Origin of the sequence: Gordonia araii NBRC 100433 (assembly GCF_000241265.1) — a bacterium.
Taxonomy (GTDB): Bacteria; Actinomycetota; Actinomycetes; order Mycobacteriales; family Mycobacteriaceae; genus Gordonia; species Gordonia araii.
Window position 1 is genome coordinate 66482 of record NZ_BAEE01000082.1, and the last position, 15467, is coordinate 81948.

At 67.8% G+C, this 15467-nt stretch carries 16 protein-coding genes; 11 read left to right on the plus strand and 5 right to left on the minus strand.

Going from position 1 to position 15467, the window contains the following annotated elements; genetic code table 11:
* Positions 1–3: 3 nt before the first annotated feature.
* A complete protein-coding gene (locus tag GOARA_RS17415; RefSeq protein ID WP_245548454.1) occupies positions 4–498 on the minus strand; it encodes a MarR family winged helix-turn-helix transcriptional regulator in 495 nt (164 codons plus the stop codon).
* A gap of 275 nt (positions 499–773) precedes the next feature.
* Here GOARA_RS17415 and GOARA_RS17420 point away from each other — a divergent pair, with 275 nt between their 5' ends.
* The 4 genes from GOARA_RS17420 (at position 774) to GOARA_RS17435 (ending at position 3562) form a co-directional block, all read left to right on the plus strand.
* Entirely contained in the window at positions 774–1256 is a 483-nt protein-coding gene (locus tag GOARA_RS17420) for a glutathione peroxidase (RefSeq protein WP_040523891.1), read from the plus strand.
* 79 nt (positions 1257–1335) lie between these two features.
* Positions 1336–1581, plus strand: a complete 246-nt coding sequence (gene purS, locus GOARA_RS17425) for a phosphoribosylformylglycinamidine synthase subunit PurS (RefSeq protein ID WP_007323752.1) — start codon at positions 1336–1338, stop codon at positions 1579–1581.
* A complete protein-coding gene (gene purQ, locus GOARA_RS17430) occupies positions 1581–2279 on the plus strand; it encodes a phosphoribosylformylglycinamidine synthase subunit PurQ (protein ID WP_007323753.1) in 699 nt (232 codons plus the stop codon). Before purS ends, purQ begins: the two co-directional genes overlap by 1 nt.
* A gap of 2 nt (positions 2280–2281) precedes the next feature.
* Positions 2282–3562, plus strand: coding sequence for a M18 family aminopeptidase (locus GOARA_RS17435; protein WP_007323754.1), 1281 nt, complete (start codon positions 2282–2284; stop codon positions 3560–3562).
* An 80-nt stretch (positions 3563–3642) separates the two neighbouring features.
* Here GOARA_RS17435 and GOARA_RS17440 read toward each other — a convergent pair whose 3' ends face one another.
* Positions 3643–4002 carry a winged helix-turn-helix transcriptional regulator gene (locus GOARA_RS17440; RefSeq protein ID WP_040523877.1) on the minus strand — a complete coding sequence of 120 codons (360 nt, stop codon included), beginning with the start codon at positions 4000–4002 and terminating at the stop codon, positions 3643–3645.
* Between the two features lie 99 nt (positions 4003–4101).
* On the opposite strand from GOARA_RS17440, the gene GOARA_RS17445 reads away from it, so the two are divergent.
* Positions 4102–4830, plus strand: a complete 729-nt coding sequence (locus GOARA_RS17445) for an SDR family oxidoreductase (RefSeq protein ID WP_040523878.1) — start codon at positions 4102–4104, stop codon at positions 4828–4830.
* On the opposite strand, the gene GOARA_RS17450 is transcribed toward GOARA_RS17445, so the two are convergent.
* Positions 4818–5771, minus strand: a complete 954-nt coding sequence (locus GOARA_RS17450) for an AraC family transcriptional regulator (protein WP_040523879.1) — start codon at positions 5769–5771, stop codon at positions 4818–4820. The genes GOARA_RS17445 and GOARA_RS17450 overlap by 13 nt on opposite strands.
* A gap of 90 nt (positions 5772–5861) precedes the next feature.
* On the opposite strand from GOARA_RS17450, the gene GOARA_RS17455 reads away from it, so the two are divergent.
* Positions 5862–6728 (plus strand): Rossmann-fold NAD(P)-binding domain-containing protein, encoded by an 867-nt coding sequence (locus tag GOARA_RS17455; protein ID WP_007323758.1) that lies wholly within the window; start codon positions 5862–5864, stop codon positions 6726–6728.
* A gap of 5 nt (positions 6729–6733) precedes the next feature.
* Positions 6734–7201 (plus strand): anthrone oxygenase family protein, encoded by a 468-nt coding sequence (locus GOARA_RS17460; RefSeq protein ID WP_007323759.1) that lies wholly within the window; start codon positions 6734–6736, stop codon positions 7199–7201.
* Positions 7202–7222: 21 nt separating this feature from the next.
* Here the strand turns inward: GOARA_RS17460 and GOARA_RS17465 are convergent, their stop codons facing one another.
* Positions 7223–8518 (minus strand): PQQ-binding-like beta-propeller repeat protein, encoded by a 1296-nt coding sequence (locus tag GOARA_RS17465; protein ID WP_007323760.1) that lies wholly within the window; start codon positions 8516–8518, stop codon positions 7223–7225.
* A 140-nt stretch (positions 8519–8658) separates the two neighbouring features.
* Here GOARA_RS17465 and GOARA_RS17470 point away from each other — a divergent pair, with 140 nt between their 5' ends.
* The 3 genes from GOARA_RS17470 to GOARA_RS17480 are packed head-to-tail and all read left to right on the plus strand — an operon-like array spanning position 8659 to position 11657.
* Positions 8659–9561 carry an SDR family oxidoreductase gene (locus tag GOARA_RS17470; protein WP_050947342.1) on the plus strand — a complete coding sequence of 301 codons (903 nt, stop codon included), beginning with the start codon at positions 8659–8661 and terminating at the stop codon, positions 9559–9561.
* Positions 9558–11027, plus strand: coding sequence for a flavin-containing monooxygenase (locus GOARA_RS17475; RefSeq protein ID WP_007323762.1), 1470 nt, complete (start codon positions 9558–9560; stop codon positions 11025–11027). Before GOARA_RS17470 ends, GOARA_RS17475 begins: the two co-directional genes overlap by 4 nt.
* A 27-nt stretch (positions 11028–11054) precedes the next feature.
* On the plus strand, positions 11055–11657 hold the full coding sequence (locus GOARA_RS17480; RefSeq protein WP_007323763.1) for a hypothetical protein: 603 nt from the start codon (positions 11055–11057) through the stop codon (positions 11655–11657).
* 7 nt (positions 11658–11664) lie between these two features.
* On the opposite strand, the gene GOARA_RS17485 is transcribed toward GOARA_RS17480, so the two are convergent.
* Positions 11665–12564 (minus strand): DUF1266 domain-containing protein, encoded by a 900-nt coding sequence (locus GOARA_RS17485; RefSeq protein WP_245548455.1) that lies wholly within the window; start codon positions 12562–12564, stop codon positions 11665–11667.
* Between the two features lie 264 nt (positions 12565–12828).
* Here GOARA_RS17485 and GOARA_RS17490 point away from each other — a divergent pair, with 264 nt between their 5' ends.
* A complete protein-coding gene (locus GOARA_RS17490) occupies positions 12829–15375 on the plus strand; it encodes an ATP-dependent Clp protease ATP-binding subunit (RefSeq protein WP_007323765.1) in 2547 nt (848 codons plus the stop codon).
* Positions 15376–15467 lie beyond the last annotated feature (92 nt).

Consider the following 15467-nt stretch of genomic DNA (forward strand, 5'->3'; position numbering starts at 1 on the left):
AGATCAGCTTTCTGTCGAAGGTTCGGGGGCGGCGAAGTAGTCGTTCTCGCCGTGAAGCACGGGCTCTAGTGCTGCGACGAGGTTCGCCGCGACATCGGGCGGCAGGCGCCGCGCGAAGTCGCGCAATACGTCTTCGCGGTTGTTGATCGCCGAGGTGACGAAGGTGCGTCCCTGTTCGGTGAGCGAGACGCGCTTGACCCGACGGTCGATCGGATCCTCGCGGCGATCGGCGTAGCCGAGGGCGACGAGCTTGTCGGCGACGCGACCCGCGGCCGCGACCGAGAGGTGCACGGCGTCGGCCAATTCGTTCACTGAGAGCGCGGCGCCGCTGGCGCCCAGTTCCATGAGCGTGCGGAACTGGGAGAAAGTCAGGTCGGCCTCGACGACCTCGGCCATCGCCGAGGACTTCGCCGCGCAGGCGAGCCGTTCGAACAACGCGGAAAGGGACGCGAAGGTCTGCTCCGCGCCGTCCTCACCGGAAGTCCGTTGTGATTGCACTCGGAAACGGTAACGCAGACGCAACTATTGTTTCCACGCAAATATGTGTGAGTTGCGTCATCAATCCCGCCGACTGTGCCCGGTTTCGCGCCGACCGTGCCCACAATCGCGCCGACTGTGCCCAGATTCCCGCCGACCGTGCCCGGATTCGCGCCGAGCGTGCCCGGATTCTCGCCGACCGTGCCCGGATTCGCGCCGACCGTGCCCGGATTCGCGCCGACCGTGCCCGGATTCGCGCCGACCGTGCCCGGACCCCGCTGGGTAGGCTGGGCCGCATGGCCAATATCAAGAGCATCCCCGTCACCGCCCTCGACGGCTCGTCGCTGGACCTGAGCTCCTTCGACGGCCCGCTCCTCGTCGTCAACGTCGCCAGCAAGTGCGGTCTCACCCCGCAGTACGGAAAGCTGGAGGAACTCGCGAAGTCCTACGGTCCGCGCGGGCTGACCGTCGTTGGCATGCCGTGCAACCAGTTCATGGGTCAGGAGCCGGGCTCGGCGGACGAGATCGCCACGTTCTGCTCGACGACCTACGGCGTAACCTTCCCGCTCCTGGAGAAGGCCGACGTGAACGGTGATGCCCGCCATCCCCTCTACGAGGAGTTGACGAAGGCTTCCGACGCCGACGGGGAGTCCGGCGACGTCCAGTGGAACTTCGAGAAGTTCCTCGTGGGGTCCGACGGCGAGGTGGTGGCCCGCTTCCGCCCGCGCACCGAGCCGGACGCTCCCGAGGTGGTCAGCGCGATCGAAGCGGCGCTGTAGTCACTCGGTAAGCTACATCCGTAACTGGGGGCGCGTTTCAAGCGTCACCTGTAGTTTCGGCGAAGGAGCGCGAGAACACATGGCACGTGTGGTGGTTGACGTGATGCCCAAGACGGAAATCCTCGATCCGCAGGGGCAGGCCATCGTCGGCGCCCTCGCGCGCCTGGGCTTCGGCGGCATTTCCGACGTTCGGCAGGGCAAGCGCTTCGAGCTCGAAGTCACCGATGCCGTCGACGACGTCGCGCTGGAGAAGATCGCCGCCGACGTGCTGGCGAACACGGTGATCGAGGACTACACCGTCACCCGCGTGCAGGTGCAGTCCTGATGACCGAGTTCGCTTCCGGCGCCGGGCGCATCGGTGTCATCACCTTCCCCGGCACCCTCGACGACGTCGACGCGGCGCGGGCGGTGCGCTTGGCCGGCGCGGAAGCGGTTCCCCTGTGGCACGCCGACGCCGACCTCAAGGGCGTCGACGCGATCGTCGTCCCGGGCGGCTTCTCCTACGGCGACTACATGCGGGCCGGTGCCATTGCCAGCTTCGCGCCCGTCATGCAGTCGGTCATCGACGCGGCGCGGTCGGGCACCCCGGTGCTGGGGATCTGCAACGGTTTTCAGATCCTGTGCGAAGCCGGCCTGCTCCCCGGTGCCTTGACCCGCAACGTCGGTCTGCACTTCGTGTGCCGCGACCAGTGGCTGCGAGTCGAGAACACCGACTCGGCATGGACGTCGCGCTTCGAACCGGGCGCGGAGATCCTGGTGCCGCTCAAGTCGGGCGAAGGGCGCTACGTCGCCGGTGAGGCCGTGCTCGACGAGTTGACCGCGGAGAACCGGATCGCCTTCAGCTATGCGGGCGACAACCCGAACGGGTCGATGCGCTCGATCGCCGGCATCACCAGCGCCGACGGTCGCGTCGTCGGACTCATGCCCCACCCCGAGCACGCGGTCGAGGCTCTTACCGGTCCGAGCGACGATGGTCTCGGCCTCTTCTACTCCGTCCTCGACGCGGTGCTGGCCAAGGCCTGAGGATGGCCGTGCCCACCGTGCCGACGTCGGCCGATGCGACCGGACTCGGCGAGTTCATCGACGCCTCGCCGTCGCCGTTCCACGTGTGCGAGACGGTGGCCGCGGAGCTGCGCGCGGCCGGCTTCGCCGAACTGGCCGAGACCGACGGGTGGCGTGACACCGCGGGCGGGTTCTTCGTCATCCGCGGTGGGTCGATCATCGCCTGGCGCAGCGGGCGCGGGCCGTCGTTCCGCATCGTCGGCGGTCACACCGACAGCCCGAACCTACGGGTCAAGCAGCACATCGACCGCACGGCCGCCGGCCTGTCGACGGTGGCCCTCGAACCCTACGGCGGTGCCTGGCTCAACTCGTGGCTCGACCGTGACCTCGGCCTGTCCGGGCGGGTCTCCGTGCTCGCCGACGGTGCCGCGACCGAGCGACTGGTGAAGGTCGACGAACCGCTGCTGCGGGTGCCGCAGTTGGCCATCCACCTCTCCGAGGACCGCAAAGGCGTCAGCCCCGATCCCCAGCGGCACGTCGATGCGATCTGGTCGACCAGCGCCGACGGGCCGGGCCTGCGCGATTGGCTCGCCGATCACCTCGGCGTCGGGGTCGACGACCTCCTCGGCTGGGAGCTGATGGTCCACGACGTCACGCCGAGCCGAATCGTCGGTACCGAGCAAGATCTGTTCAGCGCGCCGCGACTGGACAACCAGGCGACGTGTTACGCAGGGCTGCGCGCCCTGCTGGACGTGGGCGATACGACGTCGCCGGCGACCACCCAGATTTTGGCCCTGTTCGACCACGAGGAGGTCGGCTCCGCGTCGCAACGCGGAGCCGCGTCGGATTTCCTCGTTTCAGTGTGCGAGCGCATCGTGCTGGCCCGCGGCGGTGACCGCGAAGACTTCCTGCGCGCGATGGCCGACAGCGTCTGTGTGTCCGGCGACATGGCCCACGCGACGCATCCGAACTACGCCGACCGTCACGAACCGGGACATCCGATCGCCCTCGGCGGCGGACCGGTGCTCAAGGTGAACCAGAATCTCCGATACGCCTCCGACGCCCAGGGGGCGGGGGTGTTCGAGCAGGCCTGCCGTGCGGCGGGCGTGCCGTTGCAGCGTTACGTACACCGGGCGGACCTGCCGTGCGGGTCGACGATCGGGCCGATCACCGCGACGCGCACCGGGCTGGTCACGGTCGACGTCGGGGCGCCGCAGCTGGCCATGCACAGCGCGCGAGAGTTGATGGCCGTCGCCGACGTGCCGATGTATTCGGCCGCGCTGCGAGCGTTCTACGCCGGCTGAGCCCGTCTATCGAAGCTGGGTCCTCGTCGACCGGACTCGCGAGGTCGCCCCCGGCGCGCTGCAAGCCGAAGCGAGCGCTCTCAATGTCGTCGCCGTGCGTTCTCGCCGGCGCTGATTCGCTGCCAGTCCGCGGCAAGAGCGCCGGTGTGGTCGTCGGCCCATTCCCACAGTGGTTCGAGCGAGATGCCGAGTGCGACCCCCTTGGGGGTCAGCTCGTACGACTTGTCGGTGAGTTTGTGGACGATCCCGGCCTCGCCGAGTGTCGCGAGCCGGTCGGCGAGCATGCTCGATGAGCAGTTCCCCATCCTCCGCCGCAGTTCCAAGAATCCGAGTGGCCCGGGCTCGAGTTCCCAGACGACGCGCAAAACCCATCGTTGCCCCAATAAGTCCATGGCGGTGTATATCGGGGTCTCCGCGTTGGGTGTACTTGCGCTTCTCATTTCGAATCAGCATACTCCTACTTCGAATATAGAAGCACTTCTAGATTAGAATTGAGGTTCGGGCCAGTGACGCACCATCGAGCCGACTGTGATCGAAGGGTGTATCTGGTGACAGGTGCATCGCGAGGTATCGGGGCCGCGACGGCGGCGCGGATCGCTTTGCGCGGTCACCACGTCGTTATCAACTATCGGGAAAAACGCAAGCGCGCGGAAGCTGTCGCGGCGGCCATTTCGTCCGCGGGCGGTTCGGCGTCCGTCGTTGGCGCCGACCTCACGGCTCCCGCAGATGTGGCGGCTATGGTCGGCGAGATCGCAGACGACTTTGGATCGGTCGACGGATTGGTATTGAATGCCTCGGGTGGACTTGAGCTTGGCGTCGGTGACGACTACGCCATGCTGATCAACCGGGATGCGCAACTTGCTGTTGTGGACGGGTTTCTGTCGCTGATGAGCGTCGGCTCGCGGATCGTATTCGTGACCAGCCACCAGGCGCACTTCGTCGGCCTACATCCCGTACCCACGGACTATCATCCCGTTGCGACGAGCAAGCGGGCCGGTGAAGACGCCATCAGATCTCGTCAGGCGGAACTCGCGGCCCGGGGCATCGGTCTCTCGGTCGTCTCGGGAGACATGATTGAAGGAACGATCGTCGTTCGCCTCCTTGAACGTCGTGATCCAGGTCTAGTCGACGGACGTCGCGAACTGATGCCCCTACCGGGGGTCGATGAGTTCGCCGAAACGGTCGCCGAGGAAGCGATTCGCGACGGAGTCCTGTCGCGGACGGTCTTCGTTGGCGGCGGCGACTATTTGTCAACTCACGCCGGCTGAGCCCGCGACGCGGCCGCCCACTGGGACGGACTGACGCCGAACTCGCGCTTGAACGCGGTGCTGAGGGCGAACGGGCTCGCATAGCCGATCCGCTGGGCGATGATGGCCAGCGTGTCCGGATTGTCTTCGGCCAGGTGGTCGGCCGCCAGCGCCAGCCGCCACGAAGTCAGATGCTTCATCGGCGGCGCACCGACCAGCTCGGTGAACCGCCGTGCCAGCGCCGCCCGCGACAGGCCGACCTCTTTGGCGAGTGAGTCGACGGTCCACGGCCGCGCGACGTTGTTGTGCAGTAGGCGCAGCGCGCGGCCGACCTCGGGATCCCGGTAGGCGCGCACCCACGCGGCTCCGCCGCCGACGTTGCCCTCGTCGAAGGTGCGTCGCAGCGAGCTGATCAGCAGCAGGTCGAGGTAGCGGTTGAGGACGGCGTCCTGACCGGGCGCCTCGCGGATGATCTCGGCTTCCATCAGCGCGCGCAGCGGGTCGTCGCTCATCGGCACGATCGTCAGCCGCGGCAGTGCGTCGAGGAGGGCGCGACTGACCTCGCCGGCACGGTAGACCCCGATGAGCATGGTCGCGGTCGCATCCTCCGGCGCGCAATTCCCCCACGACCGCACGCCGACGCACATCTGCTCGGCGACGCTGTGCTGATCCCCGACGTCGACGCAGTCGCTGTTCTCGTCGATTCGCGCGATCGGTTCGCGGTGTGTCCCGTCGGACATGAGGTAGGACTCGGTGCCGCGGAACAGCGCGATCTCGCCTGCGGCAATGGTCGAGCGGGTGTTGTCGTCGTAGTCCACCGCGATGGCTCCGCGAGTGACCACCAGGACGGTCAGCGGCGAGGCGTCGTCGACCTGGAGCGCCCAGGGCGACGCGAACACCATCCGCAGGACGAGGGGGTCTCGCGCGCGTGGCCCGTTGAGCAGGCTACCCAGAGCATCCATGTCCAGCAGGATACCAAGCGAGACGATCGCGTATGAAATCAAGCGATAGAGCTATGTAAACGCTCATCTGAGCGCTGTTCAATCGAAGTCATGAATCAACGAGCAGACAGCAACAGCACGACAACCGTCCTGGGCGCCACCGGCAAGACCGGTCGCCGGATCGCCGAACGACTGGAAGGCAAGGGAGTGGCCGTGCGGCGGGCCAGCCGGTCGTCCGAAGCAGCCTTCGACTGGGATGACCGCGACACCTGGGCACCGGCCGTCGCCGGATCGACGGCGCTCTACATCTCGTACCAGCCGGACCTGATCGTCGCGCGGGCTCTCGACGATGTCGCGGAGATCGCCGCCCTGGCGCAATCCCACGGTGTCGGGCGCCTCGTCCTCCTGGCCGGACGAGGCGAACCGGAGGCGCTGGCCGCCGGTGCGGCCGTCCACGAGACGTCGATGGTCACGACGGTCCTCTCGTGCGCGTGGTTCGATCAGAACTTCGACGAAGGGGCGTTCGCCGACGAGATCGCGACTGGGTCGCTCACGGTACCGGTCGGCGCGGTGGGGGAGCCGTTCATCGACGCCGACGACATCGCCGACGTCGCGGTCGAGGTTCTCACCGGAGATCCGACGCGGCACGACGGCGCCACCTACGAGCTCTCCGGCCCGCGCCTGCTGACCTTCGCCGAGGCCGCCGGCGAGATCGGCACGGCCATCGGCCGGCCGGTCGAGTTCACGTCGGTCAGCCTCGACGACTATCGCGCGATCCTCGCGCAGGTGGGCGTTCCCGAGCCGGAGGTCGAATTGTTCACCAAGCTCTTCGGAACGCTGTTCGACGGGCGCAACGCCCACGTGTCCGACGGGGTCGAGCAGGTGCTCGGACGTCCGCCGCGCGATTTCGGCGAGTACGTCCGACGGGCCGCCGGCTCGGGAGCCTGGAGTCCCAGCGCCGCGGGAGTGAACCGGTGACCGCCATGCGGGCGACGCTGGTGGTCGCGGCGGTCCTCACGTCCGGGCTGGTCGCCGGCCTGTTCGCGGCGTTCGCCTACTCGGTGATGCCGGGATTGAACCGCGCGCAGCCGACGGCGGCCGTCGAGGCCATGCAGCGGATCAACACGGCGATTCTCAACCCGGTGTTCGGGCTGCTGTTCGGAGGCGGGCTCGTGGTCGCCATCCTCGCCGCGGCGGTGAGCTGGAACGACGACCTTCGCTGGTGGGCCGCCGGCGCGCTGGCGTGCTATGTGGTCGGCGTGCTGATCACCATGGTGCTGAACGTGCCGCTGAACTACCGGCTCGATCGGGCCGGCACACCGGCGACCGGACCCGAGGCCGCGACCGTGTGGTCGGAGTTCGCGGCCGACTGGGCGCGCTGGAACATCGCGCGCGCCGTCGTCCATCTCGCCGGGTTCGGGCTGCTGGTCGTGGGCCTGGTCACCCGTTGATCGCCGGCCGGGTGCGTCGCCTCAGCGCAGCAATGAGATTGTGGCGCCCTGGCGCAGAACGATATGGCCGTCGACGTTCTGCGCCGACCCGCTGACCGGCACCTCCCAGCGGATACCGCCGGTGGCCGCGTCGAAGGCGGTCACCTGGTTGTCGTTGGCCACCACGATCACGTCGCCGAAGGACCCGACGCAGCGCAGTTCTGCCAGATTCGTGTCCGGCCGCTGCTGGTCGGGAGCGGGTAGGCGGCCGACGACGGTGCCTTCGGCGTCGAGCCGCATCACCGTCCGCTCGTGGTTCTTGCGGGCGAAGGCGACGAGCCGGCCGCAGGCCATCGGGCGCGCCTTCGAGAGGGATTCCTCGTTGACCGTCCACAGTGCTTGGGCCCTGGCCGGGTCGCGGACCTCGAACCGGCCGTGGGTCTCCCCGACCGTCGCGAGCCCGATGCCGCCGAGCACCGGCAGGACGGCCGGCCCCGCGGAGACCTGCATCTTGGTCACCGTGTGCGTGCGCTTGGCGACCAGCTTGCCGTCGGAGAACGCGTGAAAATCGACGACACCGTCGTCGCTCTGATGGCTGACCGCGATACCCGACGGGTACACGGCCACCGAGCATGGCCCGCAGCTGAGCTTCGTCTTGCCGGTATCCGGATCGACGAGCACGTGGCTCGCGTCGGCGAGTGCGATGTCGATGAGGTCGACCTCGGGGATGTAGGTGGGCGTCGCCGAGTAGGCGAACGTGCGGCTCCACCGGGTCACGCCGGCCGCGGTGACCGCGTTCACGTGGTAGCCGACCTGGTCGACGCGGACGAACTCGTCACCGACCCCGAGCACCCGGCCGGTGTCCTCGAGCGGCTGGGCGGGCCCCAGCTGTCCGGAATCGTCGACCAGATAGAAGCCGTCGGGAACATTGCCCACCTTGACCGCGCAGCCGACCTGACCGGCCGAGGTGAACGCGCAGCTGCCGAGACCGGTGACCACCGGCTTGGCCCATCGCGACTCGCCGTTGTATCGGCTGACGGCGAGGAAGGCCTTGCCCAGACCGGAAGGATAGGACAACAGCCAGGTGTCTCCGTGGGTGTCGGCGACGGCGACCGACCCGCCGGCGCCGAACTCGGGCAGATCGTCGACCCCCCTGGTCCACGCGGTCACGGGCTCCGTGTTGTAGGAGCGCAGCTGGCCGAAACCGAACTGGCGATCGCGCGAAGCCCCGGGCTCCATGGAGAGGATGATCCCGGCGGTGGCCACCATGGCGGCGATCGCGATCATGACGACGGTGCCGATTCCGAATGGGATGCGGCTGCGGAACCCGGACAACATGCGTAACAGTCAACCACGCGCCAATGCACGCATTTGCCGATCATGCATCGATCTGAATAGTGATACTATCTGAAACCGTCAAGGGGGGCGGCCCCGACGTTTCGTCGCACGGAACGGGTACAGGCTCTGAGAGGCTCGGCATGGCCAAGATTTCAAATGTGAACGGCACGACGGTGATCATCACCGGTGGAGCGCGGGGGATCGGTGCGGCCACGGCGGCATTGTTCGTCGAGAACGGTGCGCGGGTGTGGATCGGTGACGTCGATGCCGACGAGGCTGCGGCGGCCGCGACGCGAATCGGGGCGCGTTCGGCCGCACTCGATGTCACCGACCGTCAGTCGTGGACCGACTTCCTGAGCGCGGTCGAGGAAGCCGACGGGACTCCCGGGCTCCTGGTGAACAACGCCGGCGTCATGCCCCTCGGCGGATTCGACGAGGAATCCGAGGAAATCACCGACTTGATTCTCGACGTCAACGTGCGCGGAGTCCTCAACGGCATGCGCGCGGTGGTCCCGGGCATGGTGGCGGCCGGAGGTGGACAGATCATCAACGTCGCGTCGATGGCGGGCATGATCCCGATCCCCGGGATGGTCACCTACAACGCCAGCAAGTTCGCCGTCGTCGGAGCCACCCTCGCTGCGCGCCGCGAGTACGCGCCCGCCGGCGTATCCGTATCGGCCATTCTGCCGTCGGCGGTGCGGACCGAGTTGTCCTCGGGCGCCGAACTCGGCGGCGGAATGCCCACCGTCGATCCCGAGGACGTGGCGCGGGCGATCCTCGACGTCACGCGCAGCAAGTCCGCGATCACGTCGGTGCCCAAGTGGGTCGCCAAGGGCTGGCGGTTCGTCGACGCGCTCGTGCCCGAGTGGGTGGAGACGGGTGCGCGCAAGCTGCTGCGCGACCGGCGCGCGCTCGAAGACATCGACGCCGACGGTCGTCGTGCCTACACCGACCGGATCGCGCGGCACGCCGCCGACCACGGCGGTTCGGCCGGCCAGAAGCCGGCCGCGCCGACCTCGGCGAAGAAGCCGGCGACGCGATGACCGGCGGCTCCGGGAGGCGCAGTCCGCGGGTCGTGGTCATCGGCGCCGGAGTCTCCGGAATCACCGCGGCGCACGTACTGACCAGAGCCGGTTACACCGACCTCGTCGTCCTCGAGAAGGGGGAGGACGTCGGCGGCGTCTGGTACTGGAACCGCTATCCGGGTCTCACCTGTGATGTGCCGTCCCAGATCTATCAGTTCGGGTTCGCCCCGAAGGCCGACTGGTCGCACGTCTGGGCCTCGGGCACTGAGATCCAGCGCTACCACCGCGACGTCGTCGACCAACTCGGACTCGACGGGTACATCCGGTGCAACGCAGAAGTGACCGACGCCCGCTGGGACGACAGCGCCAGCGAATGGACGGTGACCCTGGTCTCCGGCGAGACGCTGACCGCCGACTTCGTCCTCTGCGCGACCGGCGTCCTGCACACGCCGGCCATCCCGGACATTCCCGGTCTCGACGATTTCGACGGCACCGTCGTGCACACGGCGCGGTGGGATGACGACATCGTGACGGCGGGAAAGCGGGTCGCCGTGCTGGGCACCGGCTCGACCGGGGTGCAGATCGTCTCCGCGCTGCAACGCCGTGCCTCGTCGATCACTCATTTCGTGCGGTCGCCCCAATGGATCCTGTGGGCGCCGATGGGGATCCCGCAGGGCCGCGCCGTCAGCGCGCTGCTCGACCGGCTTCCGGGCGTCCACCACCGGGTGTACGACGCGCTCCTGTGGGGTTCGGGAATCCTCGCCGACATCGTGACCAAGCCGTCGTGGCGGCGACGCGCCGTCCAGGAGTACGCGCGGCTGTCGCTGCGCGCCTCGGTTCGCGACGCCGAGCTGCGGGCCAAACTGACGCCCGACTACCAGCCGCTGTGCCGCCGTCAGGTGATCTCCGGGACCTACTACCGGGCCATCCAGGCACCCAACGCGGAGCTGGTGACCGAGCCGATCGTCGAGGTGACGGGGACGGGCATCCGGACCGCCGACGGCGCCGAGCACCCCGTCGACGTCATCGTGCTGGCCACGGGTTTCCAGGCGCACAACTACATGCGGCCGATGTCGGTCGTCGGCCGTGACGGCGTCTCCATCGATGACGCGTGGGGCAAGGGGCCGCGCGCCTACCGAATGACGGCGATTCCCGGCTTTCCGAACCTGTTCACGATCCTGGGACCGAACTCGCCGACTGGTTCGATCTCGCTGCAGTACTCCGCGGAGAAGACCGCCGACTACATCCGGCAGTGGCTCGACGCGTTCGCCGCCGGCGAGTTCGAGAGCGTCGAGGTCACCAACGAGGCGACGGCCAAGTTCAACGACCAGGTCGCCGAGGCGATGGGGCCGACCGTGTGGAACACCGGCTGCAACTCCTGGTACTTCGCGCAGGACGGCACCATCGACCTCTGGCCGTTCGACCGTGCGACGCTGACCCGGATGCTGAGCGCACCCGACCGTGCCGACTTCCACCTGTGCTGACCGGGTTCGGTCCGCTACGTTTGGCACGTGAGCGACGTGCAGACCAAGTCCTATGGCACTCCGACTCGGGAGCGCCCCGACATCGCCGCGGCGCTGTACTGGGTCGACGACGACTCGGCGAACGCCGAGGTGCTCATCGGATCGCTGCGGAGCGACGAACTGCTGCTGAACGCGGTCTCCGGCTGGTTCAAAGGTGAGTGGGGACTGTTCGCCGTCACCAGCGAGCGGGTCCTGCTCGCGAGTGCGGGCAACGCGGAGAAGTCGACGCCCGGGTTCGTCTACGAGATGCCGCTGCAGGCCGTCACCGGTATCGCCGACGGCGACGTCGAAGACGGGTCCAGGATCGCCCAGCTGCAGGACTACGAGTCGTGGACCAAGATCTTCGTCACCGGGATCACCTCGGTGTACGTGACCGATCAGCGCGTCTACTGGGTGGTCGCCGAGATGATGCGGGCGAAAGCCGACGAACTGGAGAAGGCCATCGACGGCGGCGTGGTCGACGAGTACACCCGCTATCGGGCGATCCGCGAGGCGCACCGCGCGGGCGGTCTGGACAACGAGACGGCCGCGTCGGCGATCGCCCGGATGTTCGGCGCGGAACTGCCCAACCGCGACGCCCCCGAATTCTGAGCGGCTGCTACATGCCCAACTCGCCGGGTTGCGGACCGCTCGGCGGAACCTGGCTCGCCTCGTCGGCACTCCCCGTCTCCTCGGGCATCGGCTGCTCTTTCACGAAGGACACGCCATCCACCTGTCCGAGGCGGTAGCGGCGCCACGGACTGTCGGGTCGCATGAGGAGTCCGTGGACGCGCTCGCCGGCGGCCTTCGCCGCCGCTCCCGCGTTGTTCATCTCGTTCAGCGCCATCCAGTAGGCCCGGCCGATGACCAGTCCGTGGGCGAACTGCCGCCAATTCGCGTAGTAGCTCCGGGCGGATACGGCCGCTGACAGCAGCATCGGCCAGCACTCGTCGGTGGTCAGATATCCGGCCGCGCGCGACATCCGCACGACGTACCCGACCCGACCCAGGTCCCAGGAGCGGATGTGGGTCGGGAAGTAGGAATCGGCGATGACCGGCCGCAGCACCGACATGGTTCGGAGGTTGAGGAGGGCGTCGTAGTCGGCGACGGTGGCCGACGGTCCGCGGAACTGGGTGCGGGCGGCCAGGAACTCGCGGTGGGAATCCGGGTCGTGGCCGTTGGTCTTGGCGAGTACGGCCGCGACCAGCGGGGCGACGACTTCGAAGGAACTGCTGTGCATGCCGTCGAGCAATCGTCCGACCGTCATCCGGGCGCTCACCGCGTCGGTGATGCCCCACGCCGACGCGATGGTGTCGCGCGCCTGGGTGTCGGGCAGGTCGACGTCGATGCTGTCGCACCACAGGTCGTTGACGCCCCACAGGAAGGCGCCGACGTTGAGGGCGTCCTGCTGTTCGGACGTCAGCGTCCCGTCGCCTTTCCAGCGGAAGGCGCGCGACGATTCGGAGGACCCGCCCACCGGGAAGGGCTGCGTCGGCGGAATCGGAGTCAGCATGGACATGGTTGAGAGGGTAGCGAAGAGTGTGTTCGCTGGTGGCGTAGCGGGCCGGAGCCGGTGCGGGAACATCGGCACGGCCGTCGGCGTTGACCAGCATTAAGCGCTCACAAGCACCCGCGGCGCCTGCCGGCGAAGACGACCGGCGAGCCCCACGGCCGCGTAACGATTGCGGGCGCGGGTCCAAACACCACTAGAGTGGAAGCAAGCAGGTCAATCGCTGCGCAGCGGGGCGCGGATTGGCCGAGTGGAGCCACGTAAGGGAGAACAATGTTCGAACGGTTCACCGACCGCGCGCGCCGGGTTGTCGTCTTGGCGCAAGAAGAGGCGCGGATGCTCAATCACAACTACATCGGGACCGAGCACATCCTGCTGGGCCTCATCCACGAGGGTGAGGGCGTTGCCGCCAAGGCGCTGGAGTCGCTCGGGATCTCGCTGGAGGCCGTCCGCACCCAGGTCGAGGAGATCATCGGCCAGGGTCAGCAGGCGCCGGCCGGGCACATCCCGTTCACGCCGCGCGCCAAGAAGGTGCTGGAGCTCTCGCTGCGTGAGGCGCTGCAGCTCGGCCACAACTACATCGGGACCGAGCACATCCTGCTGGGCCTCATCCGTGAGGGCGAGGGCGTTGCCGCCCAGGTGCTGGTCAAGCTCGGCGCCGACCTGAACAAGGTCCGCCAGCAGGTCATCCAGCTGCTGTCGGGTTACCAGGGCAAGGAGCCGCAGGAGGCGGGCACCGGCGGTCGCAGCACCGAGGCCGGCACTCCGTCGACCTCGCTGGTCCTCGACCAGTTCGGCCGCAACCTGACCGCCGCCGCCGGGGAGGGCAAGCTCGACCCGGTCATCGGCCGCGAGAATGAAATCGAGCGGGTCATGCAGGTCCTGAGCCGCCGCACCAAGAACAACCCGGTGCTGATCGGCGAGCCCGGCGTCGGCAAGACCGCCGTCGTCGAGGGATTGGCGCAGGCCATCGTCAACGGCGACGTCCCTGAGACGCTCAAGGACAAGCAGCTCTACACCCTCGACCTCGGATCGCTGGTCGCGGGCAGCCGCTACCGCGGTGATTTCGAAGAGCGGCTGAAGAAGGTCCTCAAGGAGATCAACACCCGCGGCGACATCATCCTGTTCATCGACGAGCTGCACACCCTCGTCGGCGCGGGTGCCGCCGAAGGTGCGATCGACGCCGCGTCGATCCTGAAGCCGAAGCTGGCTCGCGGCGAGCTGCAGACGATCGGCGCCACGACCCTCGACGAGTACCGCAAGTACATCGAGAAGGACGCCGCCCTGGAGCGCCGCTTCCAGCCGGTTCAGGTCGGGGAGCCGTCGGTGGAACACACCATCGAGATCCTCAAGGGTCTGCGCGACCGCTACGAGGCGCACCACCGCGTGTCCATCACCGACGGTGCGCTGGCCGCGGCCGCGTCGCTGGCCGACCGCTACATCAACGACCGGTTCCTGCCGGACAAGGCGATCGACCTCATCGACGAGGCGGGAGCGCGCATGCGCATCCGCCGGATGACCGCGCCGCCAGACTTGCGCGAATTCGACGACCGGATCGCCGAGGCGCGCAAGGAGAAGGAATCGGCGATCGACGCCCAGGACTTCGAGAAGGCGGCCAGCCTGCGCGACAAGGAGAAGCAGCTCGTCGCGCAGCGCGCCGAGCGCGAGAAGCAGTGGCGCAGCGGTGACATGGACGTCGTGGCCGAGGTCGACGACGAGCAGATCGCCGAGGTCCTCGGCAACTGGACCGGCATCCCGGTGTTCAAGCTCACCGAGGAGGAGACGACTCGTCTGCTCCGCATGGAGGACGAGCTGCACAAGCGGATCATCGGCCAGGAGGATGCCGTCAAGGCGGTCTCGAAGGCGATCCGCCGCACCCGCGCCGGCCTGAAGGATCCCAAGCGCCCGTCGGGCTCGTTCATCTTCGCCGGCCCGTCCGGTGTCGGTAAGACCGAGCTGTCCAAGGCGCTGGCGAACTTCCTGTTCGGCGAGGACGACGCGCTCATCCAGATCGACATGGGCGAGTTCCACGACCGGTTCACCGCGTCGCGGCTCTTCGGTGCCCCTCCCGGCTACGTCGGCTACGAAGAGGGCGGCCAGCTCACCGAGAAGGTGCGCCGCAAGCCGTTCTCGGTCGTGCTGTTCGACGAGATCGAGAAGGCCCACCCGGAGATCTACAACTCGCTGTTGCAGGTCCTCGAGGACGGTCGTCTCACCGACGGTCAGGGTCGCACGGTCGACTTCAAGAACACCGTGCTGATCTTCACCTCGAACCTCGGAACCTCCGACATCTCGAAGGCCGTCGGCATGGGCTTCTCGAAGTCCAACGATGACGATTCTCAGTACGAGCGGATGAAGCAGAAGGTCAACGACGAGCTGAAGAAGCACTTCCGCCCGGAGTTCCTGAACCGCATCGACGACGTCATCGTGTTCCACCAGCTGACGTCCGAGCAGATCGTGGAGATGGTCGACCTGATGATCGGCCGCGTCGAGAAGCAGCTGAAGGGCAAGGACATCGACCTGGAGCTGACCGAGAAGGCCAAGCAACTGCTGGCCAAGCGCGGATTCGACCCGGTGCTGGGTGCTCGCCCGCTGCGTCGGACCATCCAGCGCGAGATCGAGGATCAGCTCTCGGAGAAGATCCTGTTCAACGAGGTCGAGCCCGGCCAGATCGTCGTCGTGGATGTCGAGGACTGGGACGGCGAGGACGACGGCGACGGTGCGAAGTTCACCTTCACCGGTTCGCCCAAGCCGCGGGCGGTGCCCGACGCACCGGCTGAGCTGACCGAGGTCGGCGACGCCACCGGCGAAGCCGGCTGACGCCTGACGACAATCCGGCCCGGTACCCGTTCGGGTGCCGGGCCGGAGTCGTCTGCGGAGTCGGTCTCTCGACCGCAAGCCTGGTGGGCGCG

Bases quoted from the DNA above. Each gene is read 5' to 3' on its own strand.
- GOARA_RS17420 (WP_040523891.1), top strand. From the start codon at position 774: ATGGCCAATATCAAGAGCATCCCCGTCACCGCCCTCGACGGCTCGTCG.
- purS (WP_007323752.1), top strand. From the start codon at position 1,336: ATGGCACGTGTGGTGGTTGACGTGATGCCCAAGACGGAAATCCTCGAT.
- purQ (WP_007323753.1), top strand. From the start codon at position 1,581: ATGACCGAGTTCGCTTCCGGCGCCGGGCGCATCGGTGTCATCACCTTC.
- GOARA_RS17435 (WP_007323754.1), top strand. From the start codon at position 2,282: ATGGCCGTGCCCACCGTGCCGACGTCGGCCGATGCGACCGGACTCGGC.
- GOARA_RS17440 (WP_040523877.1), bottom strand. From the start codon at position 4,002: ATGAGAAGCGCAAGTACACCCAACGCGGAGACCCCGATATACACCGCC.
- GOARA_RS17450 (WP_040523879.1), bottom strand. From the start codon at position 5,771: ATGGATGCTCTGGGTAGCCTGCTCAACGGGCCACGCGCGCGAGACCCC.
- GOARA_RS17455 (WP_007323758.1), top strand. From the start codon at position 5,862: ATGAATCAACGAGCAGACAGCAACAGCACGACAACCGTCCTGGGCGCC.
- GOARA_RS17460 (WP_007323759.1), top strand. From the start codon at position 6,734: ATGCGGGCGACGCTGGTGGTCGCGGCGGTCCTCACGTCCGGGCTGGTC.
- GOARA_RS17465 (WP_007323760.1), bottom strand. From the start codon at position 8,518: ATGTTGTCCGGGTTCCGCAGCCGCATCCCATTCGGAATCGGCACCGTC.
- GOARA_RS17470 (WP_050947342.1), top strand. From the start codon at position 8,659: ATGGCCAAGATTTCAAATGTGAACGGCACGACGGTGATCATCACCGGT.
- GOARA_RS17475 (WP_007323762.1), top strand. From the start codon at position 9,558: ATGACCGGCGGCTCCGGGAGGCGCAGTCCGCGGGTCGTGGTCATCGGC.
- GOARA_RS17485 (WP_245548455.1), bottom strand. From the start codon at position 12,564: ATGTCCATGCTGACTCCGATTCCGCCGACGCAGCCCTTCCCGGTGGGC.
- GOARA_RS17490 (WP_007323765.1), top strand. From the start codon at position 12,829: ATGTTCGAACGGTTCACCGACCGCGCGCGCCGGGTTGTCGTCTTGGCG.